Consider the following 22669-nt stretch of genomic DNA (forward strand, 5'->3'; position numbering starts at 1 on the left):
AGAGGGGGAGTTCTCAGGCGCCGTCCGGCGTCTGTCCGTCCTCGCGAACGGCAGAACTCATGACCGCTACCCCCGCTCCACCGCGCTCGTCGCCCTTGCACGATCGACACGAGGCCCTGGGCGCCTCGTTCACCGACTTCGGTGGTTGGAACATGCCCGTGCGCTACTCCAGCGATCTCGCGGAGCATCGCGCGGTGCGCGAGGCGGCCGGTCTGTTCGACATCTCCCACATGGCCGAGTTCTGGGTGCACGACGGGCGGGCGGCCGACTTCCTCGACTACGTGCTTGCCGGCCGCGTCTCCGCGATGAAGATCGGTAAGGCGAAGTACTCGCTCGTGCTGGCCGACAGCGGCGGGATCGTCGACGACGTCATCGTCTACCGCACGGGAGAGCAGTACTTCCTCGTGGTGGCCAACGCCGGCAACCGCGAGGCCGTCGCCGCCGCGTTCGACCGGGCGCGCGAGACCTGGCCCATCACGCAGGCCTTCCTCGATGGGCGCCCCGACGACGGCGACGATGCCGTGGTGCTCGGCGGGAGCCTCCCGCACGTCGAGGACGTCACCGACCAGATGGCCCTCATCGCCCTGCAGGGGCCGCGGGCGCGTGGCATCCTGTCGACGACCCCCGGCGTCGAGATCCTCGCCACGCCCCTCGACGAGCTCGGGTACTACGCGTGGACCGAGGGCACCTTCGAAGGCGCATCGCTGTTCGTCGCGCGGACCGGGTACACCGGCGAAGACGGGTATGAGCTGCTCGTGCCGCTCGAGAAGGCCGGCGCCCTGTGGGACGCCCTGCTCGTCCGCGGTGCGGATGAGGGTCTCGTGCCGTGCGGGCTCGCGGCTCGCGACACGCTGCGGCTGGAAGCCGGCATGCCGCTCTACGGACACGAGCTCTCGCGCGACATCACCCCGGCGCAGGCCGGTCTCGGTCGTGTCGTCGCCGTCGACAAACCGGCGTTCGTCGGCAAGGACGGGCTGTCGTCGGGTCCCGCCGACGCCCCCGTTCTCGTGGGGCTCGCCTCCGAAGGCAAGCGCGCGGGCCGCGCCGGCTACGCGGTGCTGCGCAGCGACGAGGTCGTCGGCGAGATCACCAGCGGCGCCCTCAGCCCGACCCTCGGCCATCCCGTGGCGATGGCCTATGTCTCCCCGGCTGCGGCCGCGCCCGGCACCACCCTGACCATCGACGTACGCGGCACACGCATTCCCGCGACCGTCACCGCCCTTCCCTTCTACCGGAGGAACGTATGACCGACCTGAACGCCCTCAGCTACACCTCCGAGCACGAGTGGATCGCCGTCGACGGCGACGTGGCCACCGTGGGGATCACCGACTTCGCGGCCGAGAAGCTCGGCGACGTCGTGTTCGTCGACCTTCCCGCCGCAGACTCCGCGGTCACCGCGGGAGACGTCTGCGGCGAGATCGAATCCACCAAGTCGGTCGGTGAGCTTTACGCCCCGCTCGACGGCACCGTCGTCGAGGTCAACGACGCCGTCGTCGACGACCCCTCCCTCGTCAACGCCGACCCGTTCGGCGAAGGCTGGCTCGTGAAGATCCGCCTCGGCGGCGACCTTCCCGGCGACCTCCTCGACCGCGCTGCGTACGAGGACCTCACCGCATGAGCCTGAGCACCGCCCCCCGAACGGATGCCACGGCGCCCGCCGCCTTCGCCGACCGCCACATCGGCATCGGCGCCTCGGACCGCGCCCGCATGCTCGAGGTCGTCGGCTACGACAGCGTCGAGCACCTCGTCGAGACCGCCGTTCCGGCATCCATCCACGTCCGTCCCCGCGCGACCAGCGATCTGCCGCCCGCCGCCACCGAGGCCGAGGCGCTCGCGGAACTGCGCGAGCTCGCCTCCGCGAACCGGTCGGCGCGACCCATGATCGGTCTGGGCTACTACGACACGTTCACGCCGTCGGTGATCCAACGCAACGTCCTCGAGAACCCCTCCTGGTACACCGCGTACACGCCGTATCAGCCCGAGATCTCCCAGGGGCGGCTCGAAGCGCTGATCAACTTCCAGACGATGGTCACCGACCTCACGGGACTCGCGACCGCCAACGCCTCGATGCTCGACGAGTCCACGGCGGTGGTCGAGGGCATGCTCGTCGCGCGCCGCGCCTCCAGGGCCAAGACCGACGTCTTCCTCGTCGACGCCGACGCGCTCCCGCAGACCAAAGCGCTGCTCGTCCACCGCGCCGCCGCCGTCGGTATCCGGATCGTCGAGACCTCTTTCGAGGGGGAGGTGCCCGAGTGCTTCGGCGCCTTCGTGCAGTACCCCGGGGCGACGGGGCGCGTCTGGGACTTCTCGGATGTCGCCACGGCCGTGCACGCCCACGGCGGACTGGTCGTCGCCGCGGCCGACCTCCTGGCGCTCACGCTGTTGCGCTCGCCGGGCGCCCTCGGCGCCGACGTGGCCGTGGGCACGACTCAGCGCTTCGGCGTACCCCTGGGCTTCGGGGGGCCGCACGCCGGTTACATGGCCGTGCGCGGAGGGCTCGAGCGCCAGCTGCCGGGGCGCCTCGTCGGAGTGTCGGTGGATGCCGCGGGCAACCCCGCCTACCGTCTCTCCCTGCAGACGCGGGAGCAGCACATCCGCCGCGAGAAGGCCACGTCCAACATCTGCACCGCGCAGGTTCTGCTCGCCGTGATGGCCGCGATGTACGCCGTCTACCACGGACCCGACGGGTTGCGGGCGATCGCGACCCGCGTCGCTCGGACCGCCGACGCCTTGGCATCCGCTCTCGTCGCGTACGACCTGCACCTCGCCGCGGACGCGTTCTTCGACACCGTCCGCGTGCGTGTGCCCGGCCGGGCACAGGACGTCGTCGATCGCGCGCGGGAGCGGGGCTATCAGCTGCTGTGGGTCGACGACGCCACGGTGGGCGTCTCGGTCGACGAGACGACGACGGATGCCGATGTCGCCGCGATCGTGGCATCCTTCGGGCTGCCGGCGGCTGAACTGCCGGAAGGCGAGGCGCTGCGCGCCGTGCCGGAGCGACTGCACCGCGAGGACGCCTACCTCACGCATCCCGTGTTCCACGCGCACCGCAGTGAGACGGCGATGATGCGCTACCTCAAGACGCTCGCCGACCGCGACTACGCGCTCGACCGGGGCATGATCCCGCTCGGCTCGTGCACCATGAAGCTGAACGCCGCGACCGAGATGGCCGCCGTGTCGTGGCCGGAGTTCTCGCGGGTGCACCCCTTTGCGCCCGAGGCCGACGTGCACGGCTACCTGGCGATGATCGAGCAGCTCGAACGCTGGCTCGCCGAGGTCACCGGTTACGACGCGGTGTCGTTGCAGCCCAACGCGGGATCGCAGGGCGAGCTCGCGGGTCTCCTCGCGATCCGCGGCTACCACCGTGCGAACGGTGACACGGAGCGCACGGTCTGTCTCATCCCCTCGTCGGCGCACGGCACCAACGCGGCCTCCGCGATCCTCGCGGGGATGCGCGTGGTCGTCGTCGCGTGCGACGAGGCCGGAAACGTCGATCTCGACGACCTGCGCGCCAAGATCGCGCAGCACGCCGACGCCCTGGCCGCCCTCATGATCACGTACCCGTCGACGCACGGGGTGTACGAGCACGACGTGCTCGAGATCACGCAGGCCGTGCACGACGCCGGTGGTCAGGTGTACGTCGATGGCGCGAACCTCAACGCGCTGCTGGGCTTCGCCCGTTTCGGCGACCTGGGGGGCGACGTGTCGCACCTCAACCTCCACAAGACGTTCGCGATCCCGCACGGCGGTGGCGGTCCCGGCGTCGGACCCGTGGCGGCGAAGGCGCATCTCGCGCCGTATCTGCCGTCGCACCCGTTCTCGCAGCGCGCCGATCACGCCGGCGGCGTGTTCGACGGTGGACCGGTGTCGGCCGCGCCGCACGGGTCGGCCGGCATCCTGCCCATCTCGTGGGCGTACGTGCGCATGATGGGTGCGGAAGGGCTGCGCCAGGCCACCGCGGCCGCCGTGCTGTCGGCGAACTACATCGCCGCGCGCCTGCGCGCGCACTACCCGGTGCTGTACGCCGGGGAGGGGGGACTCGTCGCGCACGAGTGCATCCTCGACCTGCGTCCGCTCAAGGAGCAGACCGGGATCACGGTCGACGACGTCGCCAAGCGGCTCATCGATTACGGCTTCCACGCACCGACCATGTCGTTCCCGGTCGCGGGCACCCTCATGGTGGAGCCGACCGAGAGCGAGGACCTCGCGGAGCTCGACCGGTTCGTGGATGCCATGATCGCGATCAAGAACGAGGCGCTCGCGGTGGCGGCGGGGGAGTGGCCGGCCGACGACAACCCGCTCGTGAACGCCCCGCACACCGCGGAGACCGCGGTCGCGAACGACTGGACACACCCGTACTCCCGGGAGACGGCGGTGTACCCGCAGCGCTCTCTGGTGCGCGGGAAGTACTGGCCGCCCGTGCGCCGCATCGACCAGGCCTACGGCGACCGCAACCTGGTGTGCTCCTGCCCGCCACCGGAAGCGTTCGCCTGACCCGGACCTCGTGCCGTGTCGGTGCCCGAGCCCGGGCGCGTCTGCGCGAGACCGCATCCCGCTGACATCCCCTGCGCAGTATGCGCGGGGGATGTCAGCGCAACGACGTCTCACGTGCCCTGACCGCCGGGCCGGAGGAGACGCGAGAGCGATGCCAAGGCTCCGAGATCGGGGACGGTTTCGGGAACCAGACCGACGCCGACAAGGATCTCGCGCAGCGCCGACGGGTGCGCCAGATCGTCCCAGGACCAGTGCACGACCGTTCGGGCGCCGCGTCGCCGCAAGCGGCGATCGCGCTCCTCTCGGGCGAGCGACGTGCGCGCCGGATCGCCGCATCGGCCGTCGTACGTCAGATGTCCGTCGGCTTCTCCGGCGATCCGCGCACGGTCCCACCAGAAGTCCGTACGGTCGGCGTCGCCGGGAGGGCCGATCCACCGTTGCAGCTCGGGCGCGGGGAATCCGCTCCATTCGATCGCGGCACGGCTGACCGATTCCCACGCCGACTCTGCGTCGCCGTCCGCACGTGCCAGGGCCCACCGTGCGTGCCGACGGCCGCGACCAGAGGCGCGCTCCTCGTTCACCGCGGCGAGCACCGCTGCACTCAGCCGTGGATCCTGGCGCACCGCGGCATCCGCCACCGCGAGTGCCGCTGCCGGGTGTCGGAATCGCGCCACGTCGACGCACGTATCGACCATGGATGTCAGCCGGATGCCCTGCACTTCCTCGACCACGCGATCGTCGTGGGCGCTGGTGTGCAGCCGTGCTCGCGCCACGCGTCGCGACTTGGACGTGTCGGGACAGAGCACGTGCACGGCATCCAGAGATCCGACGATCGGCAGCCCCCACAGCAGTGCCGCGGATTCCCGGTAGATCACGGCATCCGGATGCCGAAGGAGATGCGCGTGGATCCGCGCGAGATCGCGGTCCCACCGGGAGAGGCCCCTCCAGGCGGCGCTGTCGACGTACACGCCGCGGGCGACGGGTTCCACGTCTCCCCGCCGCACGCTGCGGGTCGAGTGGGTCAGTGCGGCGGCGGGGATCAGGGGCAGGGGAGAGGGGCGCAGGGTCCGAAGCACGGCCCCAGGCTGTGGGATCCGGCTACCGCGTCCGCTCTCTTCCACAGTTCCGGCTTCGGTACCGGCCGCATGGGGAGGAGGGGCCGCCACTGTCCGAGGCGGCCGAAACCGGATCCGGCCGACATCCCTGACGCCCAGCGCGGAGCGGATGTCGTCGCGATGAAGTCTCGTGGATGCCACGCGCCCGAACGCCGGGAGGGGCGGCGGCACTCAGGGGAACCCACAGGCTCTATTGGATAGGGTGCCCCTGTGCACCTCGGGCAGTACCAGCGAACCTCGACAACGCGCCGCCGCTTCGCCAGGCTGGCCGCCCTGGCCGCGGCCGCGGCCGTCGCCCTGACGGGCTGCACGGCTCCGGAGCCCGCGCCGGCGGAGGAGCCTCCGGCCCCCACGACGCTCACCGTCGGCGTGGTGGGAGAGCCTACGAGCTTCAACTCCGCCTCGGCCCACGGCAACACCCCCGCGAACCGCGCCGTATCGGCGTTCATCGACGAACACCTCGGTTCGCTCGACGGCACCCTGCAGGTCGTACCGAACGACGGGCTCGGCCGCATCACGCGCATCGAGGGCGACCCTCTCACGGTGAGCTACGAATTGTTCCCCGATCGGGTGTGGTCGGACGGAACCCCGATCACCCTCGACGATCTCCTGTTCGGCTGGGCCGTGTCGTCGCACTACTTCGATGACGCGACCTACGACGAGACGGGGGCCGTCGTCTCGGGCACGCGCTACTTCGAGACCTCAGAAACGGAGGACCCGAACGCGCAAACCTCTCGCCCTCTGCTCGACCGTGCCTCCGACACGCTGACCCTCACGTACGACGAGCCCTTCGCCGACTGGAACCGCCAGTGGCTGCTCGACCGGCCGGTGCACATCGTCGCCGCCCAGGCCGGGGTGAGCGTCCGCGACCTCATCACGGCGATCCTCACCACGCCCGAGGGTGACCCGGCGGCCCCCGTCGCCCCCAACCCGGTGCTGGCGGCCGCCGCCGCCGCGTGGAACACCGGCTTCGATGCCGCCGCGGACGGAGCGCTCGATCCGGCGAAGGCGGTCGCGTCGGGACCATGGACGGTCGGCGAGGCCACGCCGTCGTCGATCACCCTCGTCCGCCGCGATGACTACCAGGGCGGGCACTACCCGGGTCTGGAGGGTCTCACTCTGCGCTTCTTCCCCGACCGTGCGGCGCAGGTGGCGGCGGTGGCGGCCGGCGAGGTCGACGTTGCGAACATCGGAGATCCGGATGCCGCCGACCTGGAGGCCCTGGCCGACGCCGGTGTGTCCGTGCTCACCGGCCCGACGGCGCAGACGCTGCAGCTGCGGTTCGCCGCCGACACCCCGGACGCGCTCCGCCAGGCCCTGACGCTGTCCCTCGATCGGGAGGCGATCGTCACGGACGCGCTGGGGGAGGAGCGAGACGACGCGCGCCCTCTGCAGTCGTTCCTGTCCTCGCCCGCGACCGGCCAGACCTACGCCGACCTCATCGCGGGCAACGGCGCACCCGGCACGGGGGCAGACCCCGGCGCCGCACGCGCGGCCCTCGAGGATCGACCGGCTGTCCTGCGCGTCGCGCACGACCCGACCGACGAGATCGCGCGGGCCGTCTTCGCTCAGATGATCACCATGGGCGCCGAGGCGGGTATCGCGGTGCGCGCCGCGGCCGCCAATGAGGTCCCGGATGCCACCCTCGCCTGGGTGGGCGAAGACGAGAGCCTCTACCGCTCGGCGCGCGACCGCCTGGCCGAGGGGGTCACCACGGCCGAAGCGGAGCAGACCTTCGAGCAGATGACGCGCGACACGGATCCGGTCGACGTTCTCGAGCGGGCCAAAGAGATCGACCGGGCGCTGTTCGCCTCGTACGCCGGTATTCCGCTTCTGGAACGGACGGGCGCGATCGCCGTGGCCGAGGGCGTCGGGGGAGTGACCTACACCTCGGAGCCGGACGGCATCCCGCCGTCGTTCTGGACCTGGTCCGCGCCCACCCGCTGACCCTCGGCCATCGGGGCCGTCACGTGCCGGGCGTGGTCGTCGGGGTGGGTGTGGGAATTGGGGGCGCGAACACACCGGGCCACCACGCCGCCGCGAGCGGGTAGCCGACGAAGGCGACGACATCGATGAGCGTGTGCGCCACGACCAGAGGCATGACACGCCCCCATCGCTTGTAACACCACCCGAAGACGAGGCCCATCACCACGTTGCCGAGGGCCGACGGCCAGCCCTGATAAAGGTGGTAGCTGCCGCGGAGCAGAGCGGTCGAGACGATGATCCACGTCCACGACCACCCGAGGCGGCGTAACCGGTCGAAGACGTACCCGAGGAAGATGACCTCCTCGGTGAGGCCGGCGCGCAGCGCGGCGAGGACCAGTAGCGCGATCACCCACCACGACGAATCCAGCGGCGCGGGCACGACCGTGATGCTCTGTCCGAGGAGTCGGCCGACCGCATACACGCCGATGCCGGGAACCCCGATGAGCGCCACCAACGCGACACCGCGCAATACATCCGAACCGGTACGGCGGAAATCCAAGCCGATTCGGTGGAGCGCGTTCTTCCCCGGTTCCCACAACAGAAACAGCGCGAGAGCCACGAGGGCGAGCGAGAAGAAGATGTCGAGGAACTGGTAGAGCGCGTCCCAGAACGGCTCCGCGCTGCGCGACGGATTGAGCTGCGCTTGCTGTTGCGAGATCGGTCCCCGCGTCGCGGCGCGAAGGAAGGAGACGACCGAGTAGATGGCCGACTGTCCGACGCTCACCAGCAGGACGAGTGCGATCTCCCAGATCAAGCGATGGCGCGCATAACGGTCGGAGCGGTCGAGAGGCGCAGGAAAAGCGCCGCCAGTTCTGGGCGGCGAATCACTTTGCCACATCCGCGGCCTCCCGAGTAAATCCTTTGTAACGGTTCTGCCTCCAATTGGAAGCACGTCGTTCATGTTGCCTAGGGTGTTCCTATCCTGCCCCCCGGAGCCGTGCGATTCCGCACGACCCGTGTAAACGCTCCGGACGGGCCTCATTCCCTTCCCTGGAGGAACTGTGAAGCGCAACAAGCTTGCCCTCACCAGTCTCGCTCTGCTGGGTGTCGCCGGGCTCGCGCTCGCCGGCTGCTCGGCAGGCGGCGACGACTCGGGCAACACCGGCTCGGCCGATGCCACGGCCATCATCACCACGAATGGCTCGGAGCCCGAGAACCCGCTGATCCCGACCGCGACGAACGAGGTCGGCGGCGGCAAGATCCTCGACGCCATCTTCGCGGGTCTCGTCTCGTACGAGGCCGACGGTGCGCCGGTGAACGACATGGCCGAAGAGATCACGGTCGACGACCCGCAGAACATCACGGTCAAGATCAAGGAAGGCCAGACCTTCACCGACGGTGAAGAGGTCACGGCCGACAACTTCATCAAGGCGTGGAACTACGGCGCTCTCGCTTCGAACGAGCAGTACAACAGCTACTTCTTCGAGGACATCGTCGGCTTCAGCTACGACGAGGACAGCGAGCTCACGGGTCTTCAGCAGGTCGATGACTACACCTTCACCATCGAGCTGAACAAGCCGGCCTCCGACTTCGCGCTCCGCCTCGGCTACTCGGCGTACTACCCGCTGCCCGACGCCGCATTCGAGGACATGGAAGCCTTCGGTGAGAACCCGATCGGCAACGGCCCCTACAAGCTCGCCAGCGAGGGCGCCTGGCAGCACAACGTCCAGATCGACCTCGTCAAGAACGAGGACTACCAGGGCGTTCGTCAGGCGCAGAACGGTGGCCTGACCATCTCGTTCTACGCCTCGCAGGACGCCGCCTACGCTGCTCTGCTCGGTGGCGAGCTCGACGTCCTCGACGCCGTGCCGCCGTCCGCTCTCGCCAGCTTCGAGTCCGACCTCGGCGACCGTGCGGTCAACCAGCCCGCCGCCGTCTTCCAGTCGTTCACGATCCCCGGTCGCCTCGAGCACTTCTCGGGCGAAGAGGGCCAGCTGCGCCGCGCCGCGATCTCGCACGCGATCAACCGTGAGGAGATCACCTCGACGATCTTCCAGGGCACCCGCACCCCCGCCACCGACTTCACGTCGCCCGTCATCGACGGCTGGTCGGACGACCTCGAGGGCTCCGACGTTCTCGAGTTCGACGCGGAGAAGGCCAAGGAGCTGTGGGCTCAGGCCGACGCCATCTCGCCATGGACCGGTTCGTTCCAGATCGCGTACAACGCCGACGGTGGACACGACCAGTGGGTCGACGCCATCTCGAACCAGCTCGCGACCAACCTCGGCATCGACGCGTCGGGCGCTCCCTACCCGACCTTCGCCGAGCTGCGTGCCCAGGTGAACAACGACTCGATCACCACGCCGTTCCGTAGCGGCTGGCAGGCCGACTACCCCGGTCTGTACAACTTCCTCGGACCGCTCTACGCGACCAACGCGGGTTCGAACGACGGCGACTACTCCAGCGCCGAGTTCGACCGCCTGCTCGCCGAGGGCATCTCCTCGACCGACCTCGAAGAGGCGAACCGTCTCTTCGGCGAGGCCCAGACGGTGCTGTTCAAGGACCTGCCCGCGATCCCGCTGTGGTACTCGAACGTGACCGGTGGCTACGCCGAGACCGTCGAGAACGTCGAGTTCGGTTGGAATTCGGTGCCGTTGTTCCACGAGATCACGAAGGTCAGCTAACATCGCTTGATCACTCACCCGCGAGGCGGTGACGTATCCGTCACCGCCTCGCGTGGTGTGTTCCGGCCGTGCACTGCTCATCGGCGGTGCACGGCTTTCGTGCGGTGCCACATCCGAGGCATCCATCCATTCCCCGAAGGGAGACGAGGGTGGGCTATTACATCCTCAGACGACTCCTGCAGGTCATACCGGTATTTTTCGGTGCGACGCTGCTGATTTATTTCATGGTCTTCGCCATGCCAGGAGACCCGATCCTGGCCCTGTTCGGCGACCGGACTCCGAACCCGACTCTGCTCGAGCAGATCCGGGAGCAATACCACCTGAACGAGCCGTTCATCGTTCAGTACTTCTACTACATCACCGGCGTCCTGCAGGGCGATTTCGGCGTCAGCTTCTCGGGCCAGAACGTCAATGACATCCTCGCGCGGGCGATTCCCGTCACGCTGCGCCTGGCCGTGATGGCGATCGCGATCGAGCTGGTGCTGGCCATCATCATCGGCACCGTCTCGGCGCTGCGCAAGGGCAAGATCTTCGACAACGTCTCGCTGATCATCGCGCTCGTTTTCGTCGCCGTGCCCGTCTTCGTGCTCGCGTTCCTCGCTCAGTACTTCTTGGCGATCCAGTTCGGCTGGTTCCGTGCCACGGTGGGCGGCCAGAACGGCTGGGGCGATCTGTGGTTGCCTGCCCTCGTCCTCGGCTTCAGCCTGTATGCGACGAGCATGCGCCTGACGCGCGCGTCGGTGATCGACACGCTCAACCAGGACTGGGTGCGCACCGCCTACAGCAAGGGGCTGCCGCGTCGCCGCGTCATCCCGGTGCACGTGCTGCGCAACTCGCTCATCCCCGTGATCACCAACAGCGCGACCAACTTCGGTGTGCTGATGGTGGGCGCCACGGTCACCGAGGGCATCTTCGCGATCCCCGGTGTCGGCGGCACGCTCTACCAGGCCACCATCCGCCAGGAGGGCCCGACCGTCGTGTCCTTCGTGACGGTCTTCGTCGTCTTCTACGTGCTGATCAACCTCGTGGTTGATCTGCTCTACGGTCTGCTCGACCCGAGGATCCGCTATGCCAAGTGATCGCACCCCCACCCCGCACTACGTCGCCCCGGTGCGCGACGTCGTCGACACCGTCGACGCGGTCCGCGTCGGTGACAAGCCCCGCAGCCTGTGGGCCGATGCCTGGCGCGACATGCGTCGCCGTCCGACCTTCTGGATCACGTCGGCGGTCGTGTTCGTCGTCGTCCTGATGGCGCTGTTCCCGACCCTCTTCACGCAGGTCGAGCCCTACGGCGTCGGCTGCTCGCTCGCGAACAGCAACGCCGGGCCGACCGATGGTCACCCGCTCGGATTCACTCTGCAGGGCTGCGACATCTGGTCGCGCATCGTGCATGGTGCGCGCACGTCGCTGCTCGTCGGCTTCCTGGCCACGGCCATCGGCACCATCATCGGCACCATCATGGGCTCGTTCGCGGGTTTCTACGGCGGATGGCTCGACTCGCTGCTCTCGCGCGTCGGCGACATCTTCTTCACGATCCCCTACGTGCTCGCGGCCATCGTCGTCATGAGCGTCTTCTCCCAGAACCGCACGCCGCTCGTCCTGGCCTTCGCCATCGGCGGATTCGCGTGGGCATCGACCGCGCGCGTGGTGCGCGCCGAGATCCTGCGCGTGCGTCAGGCGGACTACATCACCGCCAGCCGGGCACTGGGTCTTTCGCGCTTCCGTACCCTGCTCTCGCACGCGCTCCCCAACGCTCTCGCCCCGGTCATCGTCGTCACGACGATCACGCTGGGTGCGGCGATCTCGGCCGAGGCGACCCTGTCGTTCCTGGGTCTCGGCCTGGGCAGCACGGTCATGTCGTGGGGTCTGGACATCGGACAGGCGCAGTCTTCGCTGCGCGTGGCCCCGATGGCGCTCATCTACCCGTCGATCGCCCTGACCGTCACGGTCCTGGCGTTCATCATCCTGGGCGAGCTGCTGCGCGACGCCCTCGACCCGAAGGCGAGGGCACGTCGATGAACGAACGTTCCAGCGCACCGCTGCTGAGCATCCGCGATCTCAAGGTCGCCTTCGACGCGGGCAAGACGTCGCGTCAGGTGCTGCACGGCGTCAGCCTCGACATCCACCCCGGCGAAACCCTCGCGATCGTGGGCGAGTCCGGGTCGGGGAAGTCGACGACCGCGTCGGCGATCGTCAACCTCCTTCCGGGCACCGGTCACGTCACCGGCGGATCGATCACTCTGGAAGGGCGCGAGCTGACCGACCTCAGCATCGCCCAGATGGAAGCCGTCCGCGGTCGCGAGATCGGCTACGTGCCCCAGGACCCGATGTCGAACCTGAACCCGGTGTGGAGCATCGGCTTCCAGGTCAAGGAGGCCATCCGGGCCAACGGCATCGCCTCCGGACGCAAGGAGGTCGAGCAGCGCGCCATCGAGGTGCTGAAGCAGGCCGGGCTGAGCGACGCGGAGCGTCGCCTGCACCAGTTCCCGCACCAGTTCTCGGGCGGTATGCGCCAGCGCGCCCTGATCGGTATCGGCCTCGCGGCGGACCCGAAGCTCCTGATCGCCGACGAGCCGACCTCCGCCCTCGATGTGACGGTGCAGCGCGTCATCCTCGACCACATGGCGTCGCTGACGCGTGAGCGCGGCACCTCGGTGCTGCTCATCACGCATGACCTGGGCTTGGCCGCCGAACGCGCCGACACCATCGTCGTGATGAACCAGGGCGAGATCGTGGAGTCCGGGCCCAGCCGCGAGATCCTCGAGAACCCGCAGCACCCGTACACGCAGCGGCTCGTCGCTGCGGCGCCCAGCCTGGCTTCGAAGCGCATCCAGGCACGGGTGGAGGACCGTGGCATCCTCCACGAGTCCGACCTCTCCGCTCCCGCCACGGTCAAGGTGACCGAGCTGGTCAAGGAGTACAAGATCCGCCAGGGCGGTTTCCGGAGCGAGCAGTTCCGCGCCGTCGACGGCGTGTCCTTCGAGATCCCGCGCGGCAAGACGCTGGCCCTGGTCGGCGAGTCCGGGTCGGGGAAGTCGACCGTCGCGAAGATGCTGCTCAAGCTCGAGGAGCCCACCTCGGGCACCATCGAGATCGACGGAGTGAACTCGGGTGGCCTGTCGTCGCGCGAGGCGTTCGCCTTGCGTCGTCGCATGCAGCCGGTGTTCCAGGACCCCTACGGTTCGCTCGACCCGCTGCGAAACATCGGATCCTGCATCGCCGAGCCGCTGGACATCCACAAGGTCGGCGACAAGGCGTCGCGCCGCGCGCGCGTGGCCGAGCTGCTCGACCAGGTGTCGCTGCCCCAGGAGGTGGCATCCCGATACCCGAACGAGCTGTCCGGCGGTCAGCGCCAGCGCGTCGCGATCGCGCGCGCCCTGGCGCTCAAGCCCGACATCCTCGTCCTGGACGAGGCCGTCTCGGCGCTCGACGTCCTCGTGCAGGCGCAGATCCTGCAGCTGCTCGCGGAGCTGCAGGGCGAGCTCGGGCTGACGTACCTGTTCATCACGCACGACCTCGCCGTCGTCCGCGTCGCGGCCGACCTCGTCTGCGTCATGGAGCGAGGCAAGGTCGTCGAGCAGGGCACCGTCGACGAGATCTTCGCGGAGCCGTCGCAGGAGTACACGCGTCGCCTGCTGGACGCGATCCCCGGCGCGACGCTGTCGCTCGGCGGCAAGTGACGCGGGACGAGCGCTTTCGGGGCGCGGATCACCCTCGGGTGTTCCGCGCCCCCTCCGCGGTGTTCGGTCTCGTGGTGGGCGCCGTCCTGGCGGTCGTCCTGCTGGCGGATGCCGCCCTGCGCGCGGGCGTGGGGGAGATGCTGCTCATCGCCCCGTGGCTGCTTCTGGCGCTGTGGGGGGTCTACGCGCTGCTGTTCGCGCCGCACGTGCGCATCGACAGGCGTGGCATCCGGATCCACAATCCCCTCAGGATCGCCGACATCCCGTGGGGGCGCGTCGCGGACATCGACATGCGATGGCAGCTCGAGGTACGTACCGACGAACCCCGCGTCTACAAGGCCTATGGAGGGCCCGTTGCGGGTCGTCCCGGACGGCCGGGTCTTCGAAGAGACGACGACCGCGACCGCCGCGAGCCGCCCGCGATCCGTGATCTCCGACTCATTCAGGAAGCCTGGGAATCGGCGGGCGCGCCCGACGCGGGGCAGCCTGTGCGGCGCAAATGGGACATTCCGTCGCTCATTTCCCTGGCGGTGCTGATCGTCTGGGTTACTATCTCTTTGTTCATCTCGGGAGTACTTCGTTGAGCGCGATGATGCGCTTGCCGTAGTTCCCTGTGACAAAGCGCTATGTCATCGCTTTGTTACGAACGTGAAAAGTGTGTTCCCCCGGCACCTTTCCCACGAGAACAGCGACGTAGGGTCGATCGAGATCCCACGTCGGGTGCTTTGATCGGCGGGGGTCTCGAAGGCGAGAGGATCCCCCCCCATGATGCACAACCGCCCTGCGTTCCGAACGGGTTCACGCGCGTCATGACGTTGTACGTCCTGCGGCGGTTTCTGAACTACGCCGTGCTCAGCCTTTTGGCGACGTGTTTGGCCTATGTCCTCGGGAGCGCGCTCCTGCGTCCGCAGGACCGCTTCTACGGCATGAATCCTCGGCCGCCGGAGGAGTCGATCATCGCGAGCCTCAACGCTCTGGGTGCGAATCCGGACGTGCCGATCATCGTGCGGCTGTGGAACTGGCTGGTCAATTTCTTCACGCAGTTCTCCCTCGGCACCACCATCGGTGGCCAGGAGGTGACCGCCGAAATCGCCGCACGCGCCGGCACGAGCCTTCGCCTGTTGCTGATCGGGTCGTTGATCGGCGCGGTCGTCGGTGTCCTCATCGGCGTGTGGGGGGCGGTTCGGCAGTACCGAGCCAGCGACCAGGTCACGACCTACGCGTCGTACCTGGTGTTCGCGACCCCGACCTTCGTCATCGGCGTGCTGCTCATGATCGCCGCGACGGGTTTCAACAACGCCGTCGGCACGCAGGTCATTCGCTTCACGGGCGAGTACACGGCCGGAATCGAAGGCTTCTGGCCCGTCCTGGCCGACCGCGCCGTGCACCTGCTGCTGCCAACGCTCGCCCTCGTGCTCATCAGCGCGGCTTCGTACTCGCGCTACCAGCGCAGCATGATGCTCGACGTGCTCGGCGCCGACTACATCCGCACCGCCCGGGCGAAGGGGCTGCCGCGGACCCAGGCGCTCTTCCGCCACGGCGTGCGGATCGCCCTCATCCCCATGTCGACGTTCTTCGCCTACAGCTTCGGCACCCTGATCGCGGGCTCGACGATGCTCGAGATCGTTTTCTCCTGGCGCGGGATGGGCCAGTTCCAGCTCAACGCCGTGACCCAGCAGGACATCAACGCCGTCGCGGGCTCGACGCTGTTCGTCGCCGTGCTGGTGCTGCTGTCGTCGACCCTGTCCGAGGTGCTGTACGCCGCACTCGACCCGAGAGTGAGGAGCTGACATGACCATGCAGGAAGAGGCCATCGACGGCACCCTGGATGCCGTCAGCCCGGTGACCCGGGATCGCAAGCCGCTCTCCCGGGGAGCGCTGGTCCGTGCGCGACTGCGGAAGATGCCGCGGTTCTGGGTCGGGGGCGGCATCCTCGTCTTCATCGTCCTGTGGGCCTTCATCGGGCCGCTGCTCTACCCGTACGGGCCGAGCGAGCGCGACTTCCTCAATGTCGGACTCGGGCCCACGCAGCTGCACTGGTTCGGCACGAACGGCATCGGTCAGGACATCTACGCCCAGACCCTCGTCGGGTTGCAGAAATCCCTCATCATCGGCGCTCTCGCCGGTATCGGCGCGACCCTCATCGCCGCCGCGGTGGGCTCGGTCGCCGGCTACCTCGGCGGCAAGGTCGACGCCGTGATCGGTTGGGTCATCCACCTGCTGCTGGTGATTCCGTCGTTCTTCATCCTGGTGCTGCTGAGCCCGCTGACGCGAGGGCTGTCGTGGCTGGCGTTGACGTTCTTCCTCGCCGCCTTCAGCTGGATGATCCTCGCCCAGGTGGTGCGCAACCAGACGCGCTCGCTGCGCAACCGCGACTTCGTGCGGGCGGCCCGCTACATGGGGATGCCCACGCGGAAGATCCTGGGGCGGCACATCATCCCGAACATCGCCTCGCTGCTGATCATCGACGCGACCCTCGGCATCGTCGCGGCCATCATGGCCGAGACGTCGCTCAGCTATTTCGGCTTCGGCGTGCAGCCGCCGGACGTGTCGCTCGGCACGCTGCTGGCCGCGGGCACGTCGGCCGCCGTCACCCGGCCCTGGCTGTTCGTCTACCCCGCAGGCGTGCTCATCGTTCTGCTGCTGGCCATCAGCCTCATCGGCGACGCGTTGCGCGACGCCATCGACCCCACGTCCGGAGCGAACCGTGACTGATCCCCGTTCCGCCACCCTCGCGTCCTCGGCTGGCCGCTCGCCCCTGCTGTCGGTGCGCGATCTCAGCGTCACGTTCCCGCAGCGCGAGGGCAACGCCGTCCGTGCCGTGCGCGGCATCTCCTACGACGTGCACGAGGGCGAGTTCCTCGGGATCGTCGGAGAGTCGGGGTCCGGCAAGTCGGTGTCGTCGCTCGCGGTCATGGGGCTCCTGCCCTCGAACGCGCGTGTCGAAGGCGACATCGTGTACGACGGACGCTCGTTGCTGTCGATGAACGACGCCCAGCTGTCGAAGGTCCGTGGCGCCGAGCTCGCGATGGTGTTCCAGGATCCGCTGTCGGCCCTGACGCCGGTGTACACGGTGGGCGACCAGATCTCCGAGGGGCTGCGTCTGCACGACCGCGCGCTCACGGCGCAGGCTGCGCACGCCCGCTCGGTCGAGCTGCTCAAGCTCGTCGGCATCCCGGATGCCGAGCGCCGGGCGCGCGCCTACCCGCACGAGTTCTCGGGCGGGATGCGTCAGCGCGCAATGATCGCGATGGCGATCGCGAACGACCCCCGCGTGATCATCGCCGACGAACCCACGACAGCGCTCGACGTGACCATCCAGGCGCAGATCCTCGAGGTGCTGCAGAAGGCGCGCGAGGTCACGGGCGCGGCGGTCGTTCTCATCACCCACGACCTCGGCGTCGTCGCCGGCCACGCCGACCGGGTCGCGGTCATGTACGCGGGGAAGCTCGTCGAGCGCGGCTCCGTCGACGAGATCTTCCACGATCCGCACATGCCGTACACGGTCGGTCTGCTGCGCTCGGTGCCGAACATGCAGACGGCCGGCTCGCACCGTCTCGTCCCGCTCGAGGGACGCCCACCGTCCCTCGCGGACCTGCCGCGCGGCTGCCCCTTCGCTGCACGGTGTCCGATCGCGATCGACGCCTGCCACGAGGTCGAGCCCGAGCTCGTGGCGCACGGCGTCGTCCCGGATCATGTGTCCGCCTGCATCCGTGCCGATGAGGTCGCCTCGGGGGCGCTGCCCCGGCCCGACATCTTCCCGCGCCCGGTCGCACTGGGGGAGATCCCGCCGTTGCGTCCGGACGTCACGCCGGCGGTCGAGGTGACCGACCTGGTCAAGCACTTCCCGCTGTTGAAGGGAGCGGTGTTCCCGCGCCGGATCGGCACGGTGCGCGCGGTCGACGGCGTCTCGTTCTCGATTCAGCCGGGACGCACCATGGGACTCGTGGGAGAGTCCGGGTGCGGCAAGACCACGACGATCCTCGAGATCATGGAGATGGTCGCGCCGCAGCAGGGCTCGATCCGGATCAACGGCACGGATGTGGGGACCGTGGGACGTCGCGACAAGGCGACCCTCCGCAAGGACATCCAGATCGTCTTCCAAGATCCGATGGGCGCGATCGACCCGCGTCTTCCCGTCGGAGAGGTCATCACCGAGCCGCTCCTCGTGCAGGGCGCCTCACGGGCCGAACGCGACCGCAAGGTCACCGAGCTCCTCGAGCTGGTGGGGCTGGACCCGGCGATGGCCGACCGGTATCCGCATGAGTTCTCGGGCGGTCAGCGTCAGCGCATCGGCATCGCCCGCGCGCTCGCGACCGACCCGGCCGTCGTCGTGCTGGACGAACCGGTCTCGGCGCTCGACGTCTCGATCCAGGCGGGCGTCATCAATCTGCTCGAAGACCTGAAGGAGCGGCTCGGGCTGTCGTTCCTGTTCGTGGCGCACGACCTCGCGGTCGTCCGTCAGATCGCCGACGACGTCTCGGTCATGTACCTCGGACGAATCGTCGAGCAGGGGCCGGTGGACGCGGTGTTCGACGACCCGCGGCATCCGTACACGAAGGCGCTCATCTCGGCGGCGCCCATCCCGGATCCGCGCATCGAGCGCTCGCGCACCCGCATCCTTCTCGACGGCGACCTCCCCAGCCCTACGCAGGAGATTTCGGGATGCCGCTTCCGCACGCGCTGCCCGCTCTACCGCCTGCTGCCCGACGCCGACCGGCGCCGGTGCGACTCCGACGACCCGGCCCTGCGCCCCTCGGCGCGGTCCCGGGTGGCGTGTCACTACGCCGAACGGTCCGATCTCGTCCTGGAGACGGCGTCGACCGGATTCCCCCCCACGTCCCCGACCGATGGCACCACGTCGTCGGGGGCCCTCCCTGATCACCAATGAGAGGACTGATCACATGAAGATCCGCAAAGCGAAGGCTCTCGGCGCGCTCGCGCTGCTGAGCGCCGCCGCCCTGGCGATCGCGGGTTGCGCGCCGGGCAACACCGCCGCGCCGTCGGCAGACCCCGAGGCGCAGAACTCCCTGCCCTCCACCGCATGGACGCGCGCCGCCGCCGCGGACGTGCAGGACGGTGGCAATCTGCGCCTCGCCGTTGACTCGCTTCCGGTGAACTGGAACATCTACCACATCGACGGCAACGAGCGGAACACCAACGACATCGTCGCCACGATGCTCGGCGGACCGTTCAGGATCAACGAGTCGGGTGAGCCCGTTCTGGATGAGAACTACGCCTCGTCGGCCGAGCTCGTCAGCGAAGACCCGCAGGTCGTCGAGATCACGCTGAACCCGGATGCCGTCTGGGAGGATGGCACGCCGATCACGGTCGCCGACTACCAGGCGACGTGGGCTGCGAACAACGGCACGAACCCTGAGTACGTTCCGGTTTCGACGACCGGGTGGGACCAGGTCTCCTCCGTCGAGCAGGGCGAGAACGAGTTCGACGTGAAGATCACGTTCTCGTCAGTCTTCGCCGACTGGCAGTCGCTGCTGGGCGGTCCGCTGAAGGCCAGCATCGGCAACGACCCGACCGCCTTCAACACCGGATACACCACGCAGGCGATGCCGTCGGCCGGACCGTTCAAGGTGCGCTCGATCGACTCCACGGCCGGCATCGCGACGCTAGAGCGCAACCCCAACTGGTGGGGCGAGACGCCCAAGCTCGAGACCATCGTGTTCCAGGCGGTGAGCCAGGACCAGCAGGGCTCGTCCTTCAGCAACGGTGAGATCGACGCCGTCGAGATCTCGGCCAACGCCGACCTCTACCAGACCGCTCAGAACGTGCAGGGCGCCCAGATCCAGGCCTCGAACGGTCTCACCTGGACGCACATCACCATGCGCGCTTCGGACGGCCCGCTCGCCGACGAGAATGTCCGCAAGGCCGTGGCATCCATCGTCAACCGCGAGCAGATCGCCAACACGGCGAACTCGCCGGTCGGCGTTCCGGCCATCACGCAGGGCAGCTACATCTTCATGCCCGGCCAGGACGGCTACACCGACGGCGCCCTGCCGTACGACCCCGACGCCGGGGCGCAGTTCCTCGAGGACGCCGGCTACACCAAGGACGGCGACTCCTGGGTCAAGGACGGCACCGCTCTGGAGTTCTCCGTGACGGTTCCGGCCGACACCGCCACCAACATCCAGCGCGCCGAGCAGATCCAGGCGGACCTCGGTGAATTCGGTATCCCGGTCGAGCTCGTCTCGGTCCCCGTGGGCGGCTACTTCAGCGACTACATCATTCCCGGCGACTTCGAGATGGTGACGTTCTCGTGGGTGGGCACCGCCTACCCCATCTCGTCGACGCGTTCGCTGTTCACGCCCGTGGACTCCGAGCAGAACTTCACCGGCATCGCGGATGAGCGTCTCGCCGGCCTGTGGGAGCAGGCCAACAACGAGCTCGACCCCGAAGCGCGTCTGGAGATCGCGAAGGAGATCGACTCGGTGCTGTGGGAGTCGGTGCCGATCATCCCGATCGCGCCGCTGCCCAACGTCTGGGCCGTGTCCGAGGGCCTCGTGAACTGGGGTGCGACCCAGTTCGAGACCATCGACTGGACGATCGTGGGCTTCGCCAACAGCTGAGCCCGGGGGAGGGGCGGGATCCTGCGGGGTCCCGCCCCTTTTGCATGCTCGCGCGCTTCCTGAACGCCGCCTGCCGGGAGTGTCGCGGGCGCCCGGTAGACTGGGTGGGCCCGATTCCGGGCGCCACCCCGAATTTTCCTGGAGACCCTCCATGGCGCACGCCCTTCGTCCTGACCTCCGAAACGTCGCGATCGTCGCGCACGTCGACCACGGCAAGACGACCCTCGTCGACGCCATGCTCCGCCAGACCGGCTCGTTCGGCGATCACGCGCACGTCGAGGAGCGCGCGATGGACTCCAACGACCTCGAGCGCGAAAAGGGCATCACGATCCTCGCCAAGAACACGGCGATCACCTACAACGGTGAGCACACCGACGTGCCGGTGACGATCAACGTCATCGACACCCCCGGGCACGCCGACTTCGGTGGCGAGGTCGAGCGCGGCCTGTCGATGGTCGACGGCGTCGTGCTGCTCGTCGACGCGTCCGAGGGTCCGCTGCCGCAGACGCGCTTCGTGCTGCGCAAGGCTCTCGAGGCCAAGCTCCCCGTCATCCTGCTGGTCAACAAGACCGACCGCCCCGACGCTCGCATCGCCGAGGTCGAAGAAGAGGCGCACGACCTGCTGCTGGGTCTCGCGTCCGACCTCGTCGACGACGTGCCCGACCTCGACGTCGATGCGCTCCTCGACGTCCCGGTCGTGTACGCGTCTGGTCGCGCGGGTGCGGCATCCCTCACCCGGCCCGACAACGGGTCGCTCCCCGACAACGACGACCTCGAGCCGCTGTTCGGCGCGATCCTCGAGCACGTCCCGGCTCCGTCGTACGACGACGAGGCGCCGCTGCAGGCGTGGGTCACCAACCTCGACTCCAGCCCCTTCCTCGGCCGCCTGGCGCTTCTGCGCATCTTCAACGGCACGCTGAAGAAGGGTCAGACCGTCGCGTGGGTCCGCCACGACGGTTCGCACTCCAACGCGCGCGTCACCGAGCTGCTCATGACCAAGGCGCTGGAGCGCTTCCCGGCCGAGTCCGCGGGCCCTGGCGACATCGTCGCCATCGCCGGTTTCCCCGACATCACGATCGGTGAGACCATCGCCGACCCCGAAGACGTGCGTCCGCTGCCGGCCATCACGGTCGACGACCCCGCGATCTCGATGACGATCGGCACCAACACTTCGCCCCTCATGGGCAAGGTCAAGGGCCACAAGCTCACCGCCCGTATGGTCAAGGACCGCCTCGACCGCGAGCTCATCGGTAACGTCTCGCTCAAGGTCGTCGACATCGGACGACCGGATGCCTGGGAGGTCCAGGGTCGTGGCGAGCTCGCGCTCGCGATCCTCGTCGAGAACATGCGTCGCGAGGGCTTCGAGCTCACCGTCGGAAAGCCCCAGGTCGTCACGCGGCGCGGCGAGGACGGCAAGCTCAAGGAGCCGTACGAGCACCTCACGATCGACGCCCCGGAAGAGCACCTCGGTGCGATCACGCAGCTGATGGCCGCCCGCAAGGGTCGCATGGACAACATGACCAACCACGGCACCGGCTGGGTGCGCATGGAGTTCGTCGTGCCGTCGCGGGGCCTGATCGGTTTCCGCAGCGAGTTCCTCACGATCACGCGCGGTACCGGTATCGCCAACGCCATCTCGCACGGGTACGACGACTGGGCCGGTTCCATCACGACGCGCCAGAACGGCTCGATCGTGGCCGACCGCCAGGGTGTCGTCACCCCCTTCGCGATGATCGCGCTCCAGGAGCGCATGAGCTTCTTCGTGCAGCCCACCGAAGAGGTCTACGAGGGCATGGTCATCGGCGAGAACTCGCGCGCCGACGACATGGACGTCAACATCACGAAGGAGAAGAAGCTGACGAACATGCGCTCATCGACGTCGGACTCCTTCGAGTCGATGACCCCGCCTCGCGTGCTGACCCTGGAAGAGTCGCTCGAATTCGCCCGCGACGACGAATGCGTCGAGGTCACGCCCGAGAAGGTCCGCATCCGCAAGGTCGTGCTCGACGCGACCGAGCGCGGTCGCGCCGCCTCCCGCGCCAAGCGTCAGGATGCCAACGCCTGAGCGTCCGCATCCCGCAACGGCCCCGTTCAGCTCGCGCTGTGCGGGGCCGTTCTCTATGCGGGGCCGTTCCCCTCTTGAGTGTCCAAGACACGCGGACGCGCGCCGCGGCGCTCCGCGGGTC

General features: G+C 68.6%; 16 protein-coding genes. 14 read left to right on the forward strand and 2 right to left on the reverse strand.

Going from position 1 to position 22669, the window contains the following annotated elements:
• Positions 1-59: 59 nt before the first annotated feature.
• The 3 genes from MHY30_RS00550 to gcvP are packed head-to-tail and all read left to right on the forward strand — an operon-like array spanning position 60 to position 4494.
• Complete coding sequence (locus tag MHY30_RS00550) at positions 60-1247, forward strand: glycine cleavage system aminomethyltransferase GcvT (protein WP_239273428.1); 1188 nt, start codon at positions 60-62, stop codon at positions 1245-1247.
• The gene (gene gcvH, locus MHY30_RS00555; RefSeq protein WP_239273430.1) at positions 1244-1618 is read left to right on the forward strand and encodes a glycine cleavage system protein GcvH; all 375 of its coding nucleotides are present in this window, start codon (positions 1244-1246) and stop codon (positions 1616-1618) included. The genes MHY30_RS00550 and gcvH overlap by 4 nt, the downstream gene beginning before the upstream one ends.
• Positions 1615-4494 carry an aminomethyl-transferring glycine dehydrogenase gene (gene gcvP / locus MHY30_RS00560; protein ID WP_239273440.1) on the forward strand — a complete coding sequence of 960 codons (2880 nt, stop codon included), beginning with the start codon at positions 1615-1617 and terminating at the stop codon, positions 4492-4494. Before gcvH ends, gcvP begins: the two co-directional genes overlap by 4 nt.
• 110 nt (positions 4495-4604) lie before the next feature.
• Here gcvP and MHY30_RS00565 read toward each other — a convergent pair whose 3' ends face one another.
• Positions 4605-5570: a hypothetical protein gene (locus tag MHY30_RS00565; RefSeq protein ID WP_239273442.1), complete on the reverse strand. Its 966-nt coding sequence runs from the start codon at positions 5568-5570 to the stop codon at positions 4605-4607.
• Between the two features lie 249 nt (positions 5571-5819).
• On the opposite strand from MHY30_RS00565, the gene MHY30_RS00570 reads away from it, so the two are divergent.
• Positions 5820-7556 carry an ABC transporter substrate-binding protein gene (locus MHY30_RS00570; RefSeq protein WP_239273459.1) on the forward strand — a complete coding sequence of 579 codons (1737 nt, stop codon included), beginning with the start codon at positions 5820-5822 and terminating at the stop codon, positions 7554-7556.
• 19 nt (positions 7557-7575) lie between these two features.
• Here the strand turns inward: MHY30_RS00570 and MHY30_RS00575 are convergent, their stop codons facing one another.
• Positions 7576-8433 carry a type II CAAX endopeptidase family protein gene (locus MHY30_RS00575; protein ID WP_239273469.1) on the reverse strand — a complete coding sequence of 286 codons (858 nt, stop codon included), beginning with the start codon at positions 8431-8433 and terminating at the stop codon, positions 7576-7578.
• 163 nt (positions 8434-8596) lie between these two features.
• On the opposite strand from MHY30_RS00575, the gene MHY30_RS00580 reads away from it, so the two are divergent.
• The 10 genes from MHY30_RS00580 (at position 8597) to typA (ending at position 22548) form a co-directional block, all read left to right on the forward strand.
• A complete protein-coding gene (locus tag MHY30_RS00580) occupies positions 8597-10219 on the forward strand; it encodes an ABC transporter substrate-binding protein (protein ID WP_239273471.1) in 1623 nt (540 codons plus the stop codon).
• A gap of 149 nt (positions 10220-10368) precedes the next feature.
• Positions 10369-11298: an ABC transporter permease gene (locus MHY30_RS00585; RefSeq protein WP_239273473.1), complete on the forward strand. Its 930-nt coding sequence runs from the start codon at positions 10369-10371 to the stop codon at positions 11296-11298.
• On the forward strand, positions 11288-12238 hold the full coding sequence (locus MHY30_RS00590; RefSeq protein WP_239273475.1) for an ABC transporter permease: 951 nt from the start codon (positions 11288-11290) through the stop codon (positions 12236-12238). Before MHY30_RS00585 ends, MHY30_RS00590 begins: the two co-directional genes overlap by 11 nt.
• Complete coding sequence (locus tag MHY30_RS00595; protein WP_239273483.1) at positions 12235-13899, forward strand: ABC transporter ATP-binding protein; 1665 nt, start codon at positions 12235-12237, stop codon at positions 13897-13899. The genes MHY30_RS00590 and MHY30_RS00595 overlap by 4 nt, the downstream gene beginning before the upstream one ends.
• A gap of 38 nt (positions 13900-13937) precedes the next feature.
• Positions 13938-14483, forward strand: coding sequence for a hypothetical protein (locus MHY30_RS00600; RefSeq protein ID WP_239273492.1), 546 nt, complete (start codon positions 13938-13940; stop codon positions 14481-14483).
• 225 nt (positions 14484-14708) lie between these two features.
• Positions 14709-15689 (forward strand): ABC transporter permease, encoded by a 981-nt coding sequence (locus MHY30_RS00605; RefSeq protein ID WP_239273503.1) that lies wholly within the window; start codon positions 14709-14711, stop codon positions 15687-15689.
• 1 nt (position 15690) lies between these two features.
• Positions 15691-16614, forward strand: coding sequence for an ABC transporter permease (locus tag MHY30_RS00610; protein WP_239273512.1), 924 nt, complete (start codon positions 15691-15693; stop codon positions 16612-16614).
• Positions 16607-18790 carry an ABC transporter ATP-binding protein gene (locus MHY30_RS00615; protein WP_239273522.1) on the forward strand — a complete coding sequence of 728 codons (2184 nt, stop codon included), beginning with the start codon at positions 16607-16609 and terminating at the stop codon, positions 18788-18790. Before MHY30_RS00610 ends, MHY30_RS00615 begins: the two co-directional genes overlap by 8 nt.
• Before the next feature lie 13 nt (positions 18791-18803).
• A complete protein-coding gene (locus tag MHY30_RS00620; RefSeq protein ID WP_239273533.1) occupies positions 18804-20483 on the forward strand; it encodes an ABC transporter family substrate-binding protein in 1680 nt (559 codons plus the stop codon).
• Positions 20484-20634: 151 nt separating this feature from the next.
• The gene (typA, locus tag MHY30_RS00625; protein ID WP_239273543.1) at positions 20635-22548 is read left to right on the forward strand and encodes a translational GTPase TypA; all 1914 of its coding nucleotides are present in this window, start codon (positions 20635-20637) and stop codon (positions 22546-22548) included.
• Positions 22549-22669: the final 121 nt, after the last annotated feature.

Source organism: Microbacterium sp. ACRRU (genome assembly GCF_022346945.1).
GTDB lineage: Bacteria > Actinomycetota > Actinomycetes > Actinomycetales > Microbacteriaceae > Microbacterium > Microbacterium mcarthurae.